The organism is Flavobacterium flabelliforme, from assembly GCF_017948675.1.
Taxonomy (GTDB): Bacteria; Bacteroidota; Bacteroidia; order Flavobacteriales; family Flavobacteriaceae; genus Flavobacterium; species Flavobacterium pygoscelis.
This window is the reverse complement of the sequence record NZ_JAGFBU010000004.1, coordinates 122,374-137,057: the sequence shown is the minus strand read 5'-3', so window position 1 is coordinate 137,057 and position 14,684 is coordinate 122,374. Positions and strand designations below refer to the sequence as shown.

At 31.4% G+C, this 14,684-nt stretch carries 12 protein-coding genes and 1 other RNA gene; 5 read left to right on the top strand and 8 right to left on the bottom strand.

Going from position 1 to position 14,684, the window contains the following annotated elements; translation table 11 throughout:
* Positions 1–54 precede the first annotated feature (54 nt).
* Positions 55–858 (bottom strand): SDR family oxidoreductase, encoded by an 804-nt coding sequence (locus tag J3S90_RS11165; RefSeq protein WP_210646258.1) that lies wholly within the window; start codon positions 856–858, stop codon positions 55–57.
* A 110-nt stretch (positions 859–968) separates the two neighbouring features.
* An RNA gene (ffs, locus tag J3S90_RS11160) (signal recognition particle sRNA small type) lies at positions 969–1,066 on the bottom strand.
* Between the two features lie 88 nt (positions 1,067–1,154).
* On the opposite strand from ffs, the gene J3S90_RS11155 reads away from it, so the two are divergent.
* Together J3S90_RS11155 and hutI are read left to right on the top strand one after the other, a co-directional pair.
* The gene (locus tag J3S90_RS11155; RefSeq protein ID WP_210646257.1) at positions 1,155–2,228 is read left to right on the top strand and encodes a glutaminyl-peptide cyclotransferase; all 1,074 of its coding nucleotides are present in this window, start codon (positions 1,155–1,157) and stop codon (positions 2,226–2,228) included.
* Between the two features lie 206 nt (positions 2,229–2,434).
* Positions 2,435–3,673 carry an imidazolonepropionase gene (gene hutI / locus J3S90_RS11150; protein WP_210646256.1) on the top strand — a complete coding sequence of 413 codons (1,239 nt, stop codon included), beginning with the start codon at positions 2,435–2,437 and terminating at the stop codon, positions 3,671–3,673.
* Positions 3,674–3,721: 48 nt separating this feature from the next.
* Here hutI and J3S90_RS11145 read toward each other — a convergent pair whose 3' ends face one another.
* Entirely contained in the window at positions 3,722–4,606 is an 885-nt protein-coding gene (locus J3S90_RS11145; RefSeq protein WP_210646255.1) for a hypothetical protein, read from the bottom strand.
* 91 nt (positions 4,607–4,697) lie between these two features.
* On the opposite strand from J3S90_RS11145, the gene J3S90_RS11140 reads away from it, so the two are divergent.
* Both J3S90_RS11140 and J3S90_RS11135 read left to right on the top strand, forming a co-directional pair.
* The gene (locus J3S90_RS11140) at positions 4,698–5,738 is read left to right on the top strand and encodes a formimidoylglutamase (RefSeq protein WP_188050378.1); all 1,041 of its coding nucleotides are present in this window, start codon (positions 4,698–4,700) and stop codon (positions 5,736–5,738) included.
* Positions 5,739–5,868: 130 nt separating this feature from the next.
* A complete protein-coding gene (locus tag J3S90_RS11135; protein ID WP_188050377.1) occupies positions 5,869–7,122 on the top strand; it encodes a DEAD/DEAH box helicase in 1,254 nt (417 codons plus the stop codon).
* Between the two features lie 131 nt (positions 7,123–7,253).
* Here the strand turns inward: J3S90_RS11135 and J3S90_RS11130 are convergent, their stop codons facing one another.
* The 3 genes from J3S90_RS11130 to aroC form a co-directional block, all read right to left on the bottom strand.
* Complete coding sequence (locus J3S90_RS11130) at positions 7,254–9,452, bottom strand: response regulator (protein WP_210646254.1); 2,199 nt, start codon at positions 9,450–9,452, stop codon at positions 7,254–7,256.
* A 171-nt stretch (positions 9,453–9,623) separates the two neighbouring features.
* Positions 9,624–10,904, bottom strand: a complete 1,281-nt coding sequence (locus J3S90_RS11125) for a dicarboxylate/amino acid:cation symporter (protein ID WP_188050375.1) — start codon at positions 10,902–10,904, stop codon at positions 9,624–9,626.
* A 96-nt stretch (positions 10,905–11,000) separates the two neighbouring features.
* Complete coding sequence (aroC, locus tag J3S90_RS11120) at positions 11,001–12,059, bottom strand: chorismate synthase (RefSeq protein ID WP_210646253.1); 1,059 nt, start codon at positions 12,057–12,059, stop codon at positions 11,001–11,003.
* A gap of 363 nt (positions 12,060–12,422) precedes the next feature.
* Between aroC and J3S90_RS11115 the strand changes: the two genes are divergently transcribed.
* On the top strand, positions 12,423–12,929 hold the full coding sequence (locus tag J3S90_RS11115; protein ID WP_210646252.1) for a hypothetical protein: 507 nt from the start codon (positions 12,423–12,425) through the stop codon (positions 12,927–12,929).
* Positions 12,930–12,977: 48 nt separating this feature from the next.
* On the opposite strand, the gene J3S90_RS11110 is transcribed toward J3S90_RS11115, so the two are convergent.
* Positions 12,978–13,409 carry a protease complex subunit PrcB family protein gene (locus J3S90_RS11110; RefSeq protein WP_210646251.1) on the bottom strand — a complete coding sequence of 144 codons (432 nt, stop codon included), beginning with the start codon at positions 13,407–13,409 and terminating at the stop codon, positions 12,978–12,980.
* A gap of 70 nt (positions 13,410–13,479) precedes the next feature.
* On the bottom strand, positions 13,480–14,613 hold the full coding sequence (gene bshA / locus J3S90_RS11105; RefSeq protein WP_210646250.1) for an N-acetyl-alpha-D-glucosaminyl L-malate synthase BshA: 1,134 nt from the start codon (positions 14,611–14,613) through the stop codon (positions 13,480–13,482).
* Positions 14,614–14,684 lie beyond the last annotated feature (71 nt).

Sequence of the window (14,684 nt, the reverse complement as noted above, 5' to 3'; positions counted from 1 at the left end):
AAAAATAGACGCTTAGTGAAGTAATACCTCGTGCTATTAAAATTGAGTGCAAAATTACAATTTATAATGATTCATAAGCATTTTTTCATACACTATATCAGGCAAAACTCTTTTTAAAACGATTGAAAATTTCTGCATAAAAACCCCCACCTTATAATGGATTTTTGGATTTGGAGATTGAATAATTTTATAAACTGCTTCTGCCATTTCGTTAGGATTACTGCCAGAATCAACATGTTCATCCATAGTACGTAAGGTATTTTCATACGGAACTTTATAATCAGAATCCTGAATTACTGGTGCATGAAAACGACCAGAAGCGATATTGGTTGCAAAATCTCCTGGTGCCACATTGGTGATCTTGATTCCCAATGCCTTTACTTCCATTCGTAAAGCTTCTGTAATCAGTTCTAAAGCCCCTTTGGAGGCGGAATAAACACTTCTGTAAGGCAATCCCATATACCCAGCTATAGAGGTAATATTGATAATTAATCCAGATTTTTGTTTGCGCATTTGTGGTAAAACTGCTTTCATAACTGCAATAGGACCAAAAAAATTCGTTTCAAAATTATTTTTGATTTCCTCCATTGGAATTTCTTCCAAAGGTCCTGTTATTCCAACACCAGCATTATTAATTACAATATCAATTTTTCCCGACAAAGCAATAACTTTGGCTACAGCCAAACCAATAGAATTAGAATCTCTGACATCTAAAGCTACTAAGGGAAAAACCGAATTCAAAACACGTTCAGGATTTCTACTCGTACCATAAACAACAAAACCTTTATGATGCAAAAATTCACCTATAGATTTCCCAATTCCTGAAGAACCTCCTGTAATAAGAACTACTTTACCCATTTGCTATACTATTTAATACGAAAGGTCCAAAAATAAAAAAATCCTCCCGAAGGAAGACTATTATTATCTTTATTTCAAAAAAAAATCTTCCAAAAAAGAAGATTTATAAAAAATGGCAAGCGACCTACATCGCACCGCTCAACCACGTACCCTTGCTATGTTCCCATCCTGGGGGAGTCTGCAGGAGCTGGTCGTGTAGGACTTGCCGGTGCAAATATACAACACTTTTTATATTTTTGCAATACCTTTGCAGCTATAAAATATCGTTGTATATTGTTCTATCAAAAATTTAAACTATGAAAAATCATAACTTCCTATTTATCATTTTATTAGGAATCACATTATCCAATTGCGGTGATACAAAAAAAGGTGAAAATTCTATATTTACTATTGATAATAGTGCTTTTAAGGAGCAATATCAGCCACAAGAGTCTCTTATATTAGCTATATTAAATCCAAATAACAAAGCGGTAGATAGTATCACTTACTTTGTAAATGATAAAAAAGTAGCAACAATCAAAGGAGTTGAAAAACTTAACTTTGATTTAAAAGAGCAAAAATTAGGTTATCAAAACCTTAAAGCAAAGGTTTATTATGATAATGAATTTTCTGAAGCTACTGCAAGAGTTGAGCTAGTTTCTAATGTACAACCTAAATTATTAAAGTATAAAATTGTAAATACTTACCCTCATGATTATGAAGCGTACACTCAAGGTTTAGAATTTTATCGTGACACATTATATGAAGGAACAGGAAATGGAAGTGGTCCAACTGGTAAAAGAGGTGTTTCGAGCTTAAGAAAAACAGATTATAAAACTGGTAAAGTTTACAAAAAAGTAGAACTTGCGGATCAGTATTTCGGTGAAGGGATCACAATTCTAAATAACAAAGTCTACCAACTAACTTGGCAAAATAACGAAGGCTATATTTATAATGCCGATACTTTCAAGAAAGAAAAAACATTCCCGTACTTTAAACAAATTGAAGGTTGGGGACTTACAAATGACGGAACTTATTTATACCAATCGGACGGAACAGAGAAAATTTGGAAATTAGACCCTAAAACACTCAAAGAAGTAGATTATATTAACGTTTACTCTTATGAAACCAAAATAAAGGCGGTGAATGAATTGGAATGGATTAATGGTAAAATCTACGGAAATATCTATCAAAAAGATGCTATTGCTATTATAGATCCAAAAAGCGGAATTGTTGAAGCAATTATCAATCTTGTTGACCTAAAAAGTAAAGTCAGTCATTTACCCGACACTGATGTTTTAAACGGAATTGCTTACAATCCTAAAACTAAAACCATTTTTGTAACTGGAAAAAACTGGGATAAAATGTTTGAAATTTCAGTTTCAGAGTAACATAATTTAGAGTATTACTACTTGCCAGAAAGATGCGAAGACACTAAGTTAAATTCTGTGTAAACTAAAATTGATTTATAAATTTTTCCACGAAGGCACTAAGTCCACTAAATTAAATTTAAAATTTGTGCATTAGTGCCTTCGTTGCGTAAAAAAAAAATGTCAGGAATCAGACATTGAAATCTACCTAAAACAAACCCACAAAAATGACAACTTTAATCACAAATATTAAGGAATTACTCCAAGTTAGAGCAATTAGTGTTGCTAAAGTTTCTGGAGCAGAAATGGCTATTCTTCCAACTATAAAAAATGCTTATTTAGTTATCAAAGACAATTTTATTGCTGATTTTGGATCGATGAATGATGTACCAAAAATAGACACAGATAAGATTATTGATGCAACCGGAAAAATAGTGCTACCATCTTGGTGTGACAGTCATACTCATATTGTATATGCTGGAAATCGAGAGCAAGAATTTGTAGATCGCATCAACGGATTGACCTACGAAGAAATTGCCAATCGCGGTGGTGGAATTTTAAACTCGGCAAAAAAACTCAACGAAACTTCTGAAGAGGAAATTTATCAGCAATCAAAAGCACGTTTAGAAGAAGTGATGCGTTTAGGAACTGGCGCCGTAGAAATTAAATCGGGTTATGGACTAACCGTAGAAGGAGAACTTAAAATGCTTCGTGTTATTCAACAATTAGCTCAAAATTATTCTATAACGATTAAAGCTACCTTTCTTGGCGCTCATGCTATTCCAACAGCATACAAAGAAAATAGAAAAGGATATATAGATTGCATGTTAAATGAAATGCTTCCTGAAATTGCTAAAAACAAACTCGCTGACTTCATAGATGTGTTTTGTGAAACCGGTTATTTTACTGTTGCCGAAACAGAAGCCATTATGGAAGCTGGAATTAAACTAGGTTTAAAACCCAAAATTCACGTAAATCAATTTAACTCTATTGGAGGAATTCAAGCTGGAGTAAAATACCAGGCACTTTCTGTAGATCATCTAGAAGTTATGACTAAAGAAGATATTATGGCTCTAAAAAACACCGAAACAATGCCAGTGGCATTGCCATCATGCTCTTATTTTCTGAGTATTCCTTACACACCTGCACGCGAAATGATCGCTCAAGGACTGCCAATAGCATTGGCTACAGATTATAACCCTGGATCAACTCCATCAGGAAATATGAATTTTGTGGTAGCAACAGCCTGTATTAAAATGAGGATGACTCCAGAAGAAGCTATAAATGCAGCAACAATAAATGGTGCTTATGCCATGGGAATTTCAGAAACTCATGGAAGTATTACTATTGGCAAAAAAGCAAATCTCATTATCACAAAACCCATTCCCTCCTATTACCAATTGCCCTACGCTTTTGGTAGTAACCTAATTGAAATGATTATCATAGAAGGTGAAATTTTGGCATAAAAAAAAGAGGAACATTACGTTCCTCTTTTTTTTTATTTTACTTCAAGACTATCTTAAGTTAAAACTTGTTTTAGAAACCAATTGATCTTTATCAAAAATATTGATAAAATAAGTTCCTTTAGCAAAATCTTTACCTTTTAAATCCTCAGAAACTTGAATTGTTTTGTTTTCATAATTAACATTAGTTATAAAACTGTACGTCAAAATATTTTGTCCAAAAGTCTCTGTTTTCTTATCACCTAAAACATTATTTTTACTGTCAATTACTTGTACATAATAGCTTTTAGCACCAGATTTTGCAATAGCATTTTCAGCAATTGTAAAGTTAACTCTCAAAACATCAGCTCTACTAGCTTTATCTGTTTCAATTTGTTTTCCTGAACTTTTTAATTTATAAGCAGAACCTCTTGTGTTTAAAACCGTTAGTTTAGAACCCATTTCTACTGCTTTAGACAATTCTTCGTTTTGACCTGTTAATGCTTCTACATTTTTCTTAGTCTCTCCTAAAACCACTACTGTACTATCACGTTGTGAGGTTAGTGTAGTGTTTGCCTTTTTTAAAGTCTCATTTTCTGCCATTAATACTTTCATATTTGATTGCAAGGCAACAAATTGAGTTTTGTATTTTGATAATGAAGCGACATCACCTTTAGATTTACTTAAATCAGCCATTAGATTAACAACTTTGTCTCTTTCTTGAATTAATTCGTCAGACATCGATGTGTTTTCTGAAATAGCAGCATCATAAGTCGATTTTAGCTCTTCTAGATCCTTCATGACTAATTCTTTTTCAGTCATAGTTGATTTCAATTCTGTTTTAACGGTATCCGCGTCAGAGGTCATTTTAAATATGTATATTAAACTTCCTACTAATAAAATAGCTAATACTGCTACTACTGCCTTAAGACTTGAATTGCTTTTTTGATTTTCCATATAGATTTTTTTTTTCAAATTTAATAATATATAATTATCTAATAACGAAACTTAACACAATTATAGTATTTTTGGAAAAAATATTTTTTTAATGGAAAAAATTATCCCTTTCACGATCAAAGATCTATCAAAAATAACAAATCATAGAAGTGGTGAAATAAAATTTGGAGAGAAAATGATAACTATTCCAAAAGATACTGATTCTCTTGAATTTATAAAAACTTGTGAAGCTAAATATGTATTATTTGGAATTCCTGAAGATATAGGCGTTAGAGCAAATTATGGCAGACCTGGAGCAGCATCAGCTTGGGAAAGTGCCATAAAAAACATCGCTAACATACAACACAACCGTTTTTGCAAAGGCAATCAACTGGTTGTTTTAGGACAACTAGATGTAACTCAAGTAATGAAAAATGTCGAATTACTAGATTTTAATGACATTGATGATCGTTCAAAATTAAGTCAATTGGTTGACAAAATCGATAAAGATGTTTCGCATATAATTTTTAATCTTATCAAATTAGGTAAAATACCTATTGTAATTGGTGGTGGTCATAATAATTCCTACGGAAATATAAAAGGTACCGCCTTAGCAAAAGGAAAACCAATAAATGCAATTAATTTTGATGCACATTCTGATTTTAGAATTTTAGAGGGGCGTCACAGCGGAAATGGCTTTTCATATGCCTACGAAGAAGGATTTCTTAAAAAATATTTCATTTTTGGTTTGCATGAAAATTACATTTCCAAAAGTGTTTTAGATATTATCAAAAAAATAGAAGACCGAGTTCGTTTTAATACCTATGATAGTGTAAATATCAGAAGAGAAAAAGAATTTGATCATGAGATGGAACAAGCTTTAGACTTTATTAATGATGATTTCTATGGCTTAGAAATTGACTTAGATGCCATTCCTAATATTGCCAGTAGTGCAATGACAATGAGCGGATTCTCGGTAGAACAACTTAGACAGTTTATTTCCTATTTTGGAAAAACCAAAAACGTATCTTATCTGCACATTTGTGAAGGAGCTCCAGATTTAGGAGAAGAAAAAAACAACCACTTAATTGGTAAACTCATCGGATATCTTGTAACCGATTTTATGAAATCGAACAGTGCAGCACTTTCATAAGCCAATCAATATTTACGCACAACAGCTATAATTGAGGTCTTGAACAAGTTATAAATAAGCATCAAAAATAATAATACTATCTTTGTTGCCTTATCTATGTACTTAATACAAGATATTTAATATTAAAATTATGTTATTCGAAGATTTATCGCTCTCAAAAAGTATACAAAAAGCCGTATTTGAACAAGGCTATATAGAAGCAACCCCAATACAAGAACAAGCAATACCTATCGTTTTATCAGGACGTGATCTAATTGGTTGCGCTCAAACGGGAACCGGAAAAACGGCAGCTTTTGCAATACCTATTATTCATCAACTGCATAGAATTGTAGGTTCGTCTAAAAAAGCTAGTCCAATTCGCGCCCTTGTTATTACACCAACAAGAGAATTGGCAGTCCAAATTGGACAAAATTTTGATCAATATGCAAAATACACTAACCTAGTACAACTTACTATTTTTGGTGGCGTTTCTCAAGTTCCTCAAGTAGAAATGCTAAAAAAAGGAATCGATATTCTAATTGCAACTCCAGGCCGTTTATTAGATTTAGTAAAACAAGGATTTATAGATCTAGATCATTTACATACATTAGTACTCGATGAAGCAGATCAAATGCTTGATATGGGATTTGTAAATGATGTCAAAAAAATTGTAAAACTAACACCTAATAATAGACAAACACTTTTTTTCTCAGCAACAATGCCAACTGCTATCAGAGAATTAGCAGAAATGTTTCTTAAAGATCCTGCAACTGTTAGCGTCTCACCCGTTTCATCTACTGCCGAAAGTGTAGAACAAAGAGTTTATTTTGTCGAAAAAGGAGAAAAAAGAAATTTATTATACCACTTAATAAAAAATGAAAACTTGTCTAATGTTTTGGTTTTTTCGAGAACCAAGCATGGAGCCGACAATGTTGTAAAAGCGTTGCGTAAGCATGATATTGCTGCCGAAGCCATTCATGGAGATAAATCTCAAAATGCTAGACAACGCGTTTTAGATGGTTTCAAAAATAAAGAAGTTAACGTATTAGTAGCTACTGATATTGCGGCAAGAGGAATTGATATTGATCAGTTACCATTTGTAATTAATTTTGACTTACCCAATGTGCCTGAAACTTATGTTCATAGGATTGGAAGAACGGGTCGTGCTGGAAATGTAGGTGTTGCCATATCTTTTTGTGGAAAAGACGAACATCAGTATTGGAAAGACATTCAGAGATTAATCAAAGTAGATGTAAAAATAGTAAGTGATCATCCTTATGGCTGGCATTCAGGAAGTCCAGAAACAGCTCCTGGTGCAAAACAAAGTAATTCTAACAGAAGTGCAGGTGCTCATAAATCTAGAAAATCGGAAGTTTCTAAACAAAATAAAAAACGCTGGTATTAGTCTAATTTTTATTTTAAATAGATTAATTATATCTGAATCAATAATTTATAAATCGCTGGATCTGAAATTTAAAACTTTCTAATCCAGCGATTTTTTTATTATTTTGAAATAACAATCTTTCCAGAAATTGATTAATTTTTAGAAATTAAAATAGTAATCATATCAACTAATTTAATAGCATCAAATGGTTTCATTATAATATCGTTAATTCCAGCCGAAATAGCTTCTTCAGTAATTTCAGCCTTATCAAATGCTGTTAATGCTACTATTGGCGTTATAATTCCTTTAGAACGAATCTTTCGAGTTGTATCAAAACCATTTATCAAAGGCATATTAATATCCATTAAAATAATATCGAAATATTCTTTCTCTAAAATTTCAATGGCAGCATAACCATTATCAACCACACTACATTTAAAGTTGTTTTTTTCAATGGTTTTTTTGGTAACCAACTGGTTGATGCGATTGTCCTCTACAACCAAAACATTTACAGTATTGGGAGAATGACTAAGATTGACTTGAATACTGTTTATAATATCAATTGTTTTTTCAGGATTGTATTCAAAACCTATAACAAATTTAAAAATCGAACCTTTATTAATAGAACTTTCTACCGAAATAGAACTATCAAACAATTCTAAGAGTTGTTTCACTATTGAAAGTCCTAAACCGGTTCCTTGATAATCAGTTTCTTTCCTTCGAATTTGTACAAACTTATCAAAAATCTTTTCTTGATCTTCTGCAGCAATTCCAATACCATTGTCTGCAATTATAAATGCTATAAAATATGTTTTGTGAACTGTTTTAATCAAGTTAGCACTTATACTTACTTCTCCATTGGATGTGAATTTTAGCGCGTTGCTTACCAAATTCATTATAATTTGCGAAAACCTCAGTTTATCTCCAATCAAATAGTCCGGAATATCAGGATCAATGTTCACTACAATGCTGTTATTGTTCTGTTTTGCTAAAAAGGAAAGAGAGTTTTTTACCAGATTAATTTCATCTAAAAGATTAAAAGTTAAATTTTCTAGGACAATTCTTTTATCTTCAATTTTATTAATTTGGAGAATATCATTTACTAATGATAGCAAGTATCTAGCAGAAAATTTCAGAGAACTTAAATAAGGACTATTGGCTAATTCTTTGTGTTCTTCTGCCAAGATGTTTGTAATTCCGACGACACCATACAAAGGAGTTCTCAGCTCGTGACTTACCGTAGATACAAATTGAGATTTTAGCTTAGAGGCTACCTCTGCTTTTTCTATAGCAATCAATAATTGTTTGTTTGAATGGGAAAGATCAGCATTGGATTTCTTCTTTAAATTATTATTTTTAAATAAAGAATAAATTAACAACAGTAAGATAACAGATATCGCTAAAAATAAAAATAATATTGTTTTTGATTTTCCAAGCAATATCAGATTAGCTTTTTTTTCGGCTTCAAACTTATCAATTTCTCTTTTATAGTCTTCTAATTCTAAATTTACACCAACACTATTAGCTTGATCAATTTTATCTTTACTGTAAAGCGCGTCTGTAATTTCATTGTATTTTGATAGGTTTAGATACCCATTTTTAAAATCTCCGTTTCCAATTAAAAATTTAGAATATTCTAAATGAGCAAAAGATAAATCTGATTTTTGATCGGTTTCATTTCCAAGTTTTATAGCCTTTAAAAAAAATGCATTAGCTTTTTCTTTATTTCCCTCATGCGCATAATACATTGCATTGAGCATGCTTATTGCAGCAAAACTGGAATCATCACCCTTTTTTGACTTGTGATTATTAATATATTTTAAACTATCATATCCTTTTTCAAAATTTTTAATATCAAAATACGCCCAAGTAATATTTAATTTCGTCATGAAAATTTGATTTGTATCGGCTATTTTCTGACTGTATTTTAATGAGTTTTGGTAATACGCAATTCCTTTTAGATATTGCTTTTTTTCAAAACAATAAATATTTCCTAGGTTATTGTATATTTTATTGCTTAAAGTATCAAACTCTACTTTTTTGGCATTAATTAAGGCTTTGTTGTAAAAAAAAATAGCTTTTTCAAATTGTGCAAGTTCTGCATAGTTAGCAGCAATCGTATTGTATGAAATGGCTATAGATGAAAAATCATTTGCTAAGATGGCTTCATGCAAGGCCATTTTTGAAATCTCGAGTGATTTACTAAAATTTGTCTCTTTTAGATATTGAGAAGCTTGATCTGTTAAAACAGTAATTTCTTTTTTGGAAAAGGTAATTGTCTGTGCTAGTATGTTATTATCAAAAAAAACAGTCAATACAACGAATAGCAAAACAATACGATTCAGATACATAGCTAAAATTTATTTATCAAATATACCTTTTATTAGCAAAATAAAAACTTTATTTAAACAAATTTATTATACAGAATAAGTGTACATAAAAATAAAATTAGGCATAAAAAAACCTGTTCACAAATAAGGGAACAGGTTTAGTATATAAATTGACAATAACTAGTTAAAATATTATTCTAATGTAGGCACTTCTACTTCTTTATCACCTTCCCATTGTCCTACAACAGAAGTAGCTAGAGCATTTCCTAATACATTGGTTGCACTACGAAACATATCGCAAAAATGGTCAATTGGCAAGATCAAAGCGATTCCTTCAATAGGAATATCAAACATACCGCAAGTTGCTGCAACAACAACTAAACTAGCTCTTGGAACACCAGCAATTCCTTTACTCGTAAGCATTAATACTAACAGCATAGTCATCTGCGTTCCTAAGTCTAAATGTATTCCGTAGGCTTGTGCGATAAAAATACTTGCAAAAGTCATATACATCATACTTCCATCCAAGTTAAAAGAATAACCCAGTGGCAACATAAAGGAAACAATTTTGTCTTTGACACCAAAGCGTTCTAATTCTTCTGTTAATTTTGGAAAAACAGCCTCGCTACTTGTAGTTCCGAAAGCAATAATTAAAGGGCTTATAATTCTTTTTAGTAAAACAGTCATTCTGCTTTTAAGAAAAATATAACCTACAAGAATTAAGACCACCCAAAGTGATGAAATTCCAATTAAAAAAGAGCCAAAGAACTTGAAATAGGTAATCGCTAATTCTTGAAAATCTCGTACTGCAAAAACTCCTGCAATCGCTCCAAAAACTCCAATTGGAGCAAATTTCATCACGTAATTAACCATTTTAAGGACAATATGAGATGTCTTTTCTAGAGCATTAGTAACTGGTTTTACGTATTCTCCCAATGAAGCAGCTGCAAGACCAAAGAAAATAGAGAAAATTACAATTTGTAAAATCTCATTGGTAGCCATGGCTTCAAAAATACTTTTAGGAACAATATGCTCAATAAAATTTTCGAATGAAATATTTTGGGTTTTACCAGTAACTTCTGAAGCCGAAGCCAAATCAATACTTGGTAAATTAAGTCCTACACCTGGTTTAAGTACGTTTACAAAAAACATTCCTAATAATAAAGATATAAATGAAGCTGTAAAAAACCACCCCATTGCCTTACCACCAATTCTACCTACTGCTTTTATATCCCCAAGTTTAGCAATTCCTACAACCAAAGTTGTAAAGACTAACGGAGAAATAATCATTTGCACTAATCGAATAAAAACAGTCGCTAAGATTTTAATTTTTTTACTAAAGGCTTCTGCATCGGCTGGTGAAATATAATTGTGTATGATGATGCCTAAAATAGCACCCAAAACCATAGCAATTAATATTTGTCCTGTTAATCCTGAAAAGAAGGATGTTTTCTTTATTGTATTGGTATCCATTAAATTTAGATATTTAGTTTTATAGTGGTATAATTACTTTGATCATTATAAAATTTGACGTGCAATTACTACTAGAAAAAATGTTAAAGATTAATATTAATATATTTTGTTAATCAAATAAAAATCAGCTAATACAATGGCTGCCATTGCTTCAACTATTGGCACAGCACGGGGAACAACGCAAGGATCGTGACGTCCTTTTCCTGTCATTTCAGTGATTATTCCTTTATTGTCTAATGATTCTTGTTTTTGCATTATTGTTGCCACCGGTTTGAAAGCAACACGGAAATAAATATCCATTCCGTTACTAATACCACCTTGAATTCCACCAGAAAGATTTGTTTTAGTTGTTCCATCTGGATTATACAAATCATTATGCTCGCTTCCCTTCATTTTCGCACCACAAAATCCACTTCCAAATTCAAAACCTTTCACTGCATTAATGGATAACATTGCTTTTCCTAGTTCAGCATGAAGTTTGTCAAACACAGGTTCACCTAATCCAATTGGTACATTTTGAATCACACAAGTTACCGTACCACCAACAGTATCACCTTGCTTTCTAATGTCACGAATGTAATCTTCCATTTTCGTTGCCATTTCGATATCAGGACAACGTACAGGATTACTTTCTGTTTTTGAAAAATCTAAATCTTGGTAAGGTTTCTCTAAAAATAGAGGTCCAACAGAAGATACATATGCATTAATTTTTATCTCAGGTAAAATTTGTTTGGCTATTGCTCCTGCCACTACTCTACTAGCTGTTTCTCTGGCAGAACTGCGACCACCTCCTCTATAATCTCGTATTCCATATTTTTTTTCATAGACATAATCAGCGTGGCTAGGTCTAAAATTATCTTTTATATGAGAATAGTCATCTGATTTCTGATTGGTATTAGGTATAATAAAACCAATTGGTGTTCCTGTTGTTTTTCCTTCAAAGATTCCAGACAAAAACTGAACATCATCTGGTTCTTTGCGTTGAGTAACAATTGCAGATTGACCAGGCTTGCGTCGAGACATCTCGAATTGAATATCTTCTAAATTTATTGCTATTCCCGGAGGACAACCATCTATTATTCCTCCTAAAGCTTCACCATGAGATTCCCCGAAAGTTGTTATTCTAAAAAGTGTTCCGTAGCTATTACCTGCCATTATAAATAGTTTTAAACAAAAGTAACGTTTTAGTTTAAAGTTCAAAATTTTTGAGTTTAAACTTTTGAAAAACCAATACATTATTTAAGAATAAAATCTTTAAATTTTTCATTAATTAATTCCAACTTATATTAATCATATATTATTATTCCGTTTTAATTTTAATAGTGTAGAATTATCATTTATTTAATCTCAAAATTCTGCTTATAAACTTTAACAAAAATTTACTTAGGTTTATTTGTTCATGTAATAATTAATTATTGTTTTAAATCACAAATGTGGTAATTATATAAATAATGGCAATAATTTCATAAGAACCGGAAGTAGTTAAGAGTTACATTTGCGTCTTTAAAAACATACAATATGAAAAAAATTATTTTATCGGCATTAATGTTAATTGGATTAGCATTTACAGCTCAAGCACAGGATATATCTAAAAATGCTTTAGGTCTACGTTTAGGAGGAAATAATGGTTTTGGAGGAGAACTTTCTTATCAAAGAGGATTGTCTAAAAGTAATAGACTTGAATTAGATTTAGGATGGAGAAATAGAAATAATTATGAAAATAGTGGATACGATGACAATGCTATCAAACTAGCAGCTTTATACCAATGGGTATGGAACATTGATGGTGGTTTTAATTGGTATGCTAGTGTAGGTGGTGGAGTTGGTAACTACAGCTACGATGTTAAAAATGACAAACGTTATAGCGACACTTTTGTATTTGCAGCGGGTGATATCGGAATTGAATACAACTTTGATTTTCCTTTATTAATATCATTAGATTTTAGACCTGAGTTTGGAGGAAATGGTTACTACAAAAACAATTATGGTTCAGATATTGCTTTAGGACTAAGATTCCAGTTCTAATCTAAAATATATTAAAAAAAGGCTATTCATCTGAATAGCCTTTTTTTTTTATTTAATAATGAGATGTTTTTTAGAATTTATTTTAACCACACAAAATGGATTTGTAAACCCTTGTGTTACCATTGCTCCTGCTTCCGGATTAGTTTCTTTTACAGTTACTATTATATCGTTATCTGTCTCAACAACATTTTCAATACCAATTGCATAACCTCCAGATGTCTTTTCTCCCATATTTAAAATAATAAAATTAGAGCTCTGAATGTCAGTGTCTTTTATCTTATTTTTTAAATTATCATCCTCCTGTAACATTTTGATTTCATTAGGTTCAGAAAGTATTTCAAAAAAACGAATACTCGCTCCTCCATTAGATTGCTGCGTTAATACTTCATAAAGTTTATTATGACCTTCATTTTTTGTAGCATTAGTTGTACTACAAGAAAATAAGGTTATGGCAAATAAGGATAGAAAAGTTTTTTTCATTTAATAATTATTTAATTAGTATCGATAACTTTTAATGGTCTTGTAATTTTTAATGACTTTATACCGCTGTTTATAAATATTTATTAATAGCTTTTTGATAAAGGTCTTCATAAAGAGGTAGTATATTTTTAATATCAAACTGTTTTGCAACTGATAAAGCATTCTCTTTAAAATTTTCTAATGTAGCATCATCTTTTAAAATTTTTAAAGCATTTTTTGCCATATCTTCTATATTACCTACATTACTTAAGTAGCCTGATATTCCCTCAAAATTAACTTCTGGTAAACCACCTGAATTACTGGATATAACTGGAACACCGCAGGCCATAGCTTCGAGCGCGGCTAAACCAAAACTTTCGGTTTCTGATGGTAATAAAAATAGATCTGTTAAACATAAAATCTTATCAATTTCATTACTGTTTCCAAAGAAAATCACCTTGTCTTCAATACCCAATTCTTGGCATAAAACTTCTGCTTTTTCTTTTTCGGGACCATCTCCAACCATCATCAATTTAGCTGGAATTTCTTTTTGAATGTTGTAGAAAATTTTGATAACATCAGGAATGCGTTTTACTTTTCTGAAGTTACTGATATGGGTAATAATTCGTTCCTCTTGTTTGGCCATAACCGAACGTTGACAAGGAACGCCAGCATCTTTTACATTTTTATTCAATTCGATAAAATTGGGAATCACTTCAATTTCATTTTTTATATTGAATAACTTTAAGGTATCTTCTTTCAAACTTTGAGAAACAGAGGTTACAAAATCCGATTTATTGATGCTGAAAGTCACAGCAGGCTTATAAAAAGGATGACTTCCGACTAAAGTAATATCTGTTCCGTGAAGTGTGGTAACCATAGGAAGATTTATACCTTCATCTTTTAACATTTGTTTAGCCATGTAACCTGCATAAGCATGCGGAATAGCGTAATGTACATGTAGTAATTCAATTTTATATAACTTTACCATATCGACTAATTTGCTAGATAAAGCTAATTCATAAGGCTGGTAATGAAATAATGGATATTCTGGAACGTTTACTTCGTGGTAATGTACGTTAGGACTTAATAAGGCTAAACGTACGGGTTGGCTGTAAGTTATAAAATGTATTTCATGACCGCGGCGGGCCAATTCTAAACCTAATTCTGTAGCTACTACGCCACTTCCTCCAAATGTAGGATAACAAACTATTGCTATTTTCATGTATGTAATTTAATAAAAACGAATTTAACAAAATAGCGCTGAGTTTTATTGAAATTTAAGTTAAAAAAAAA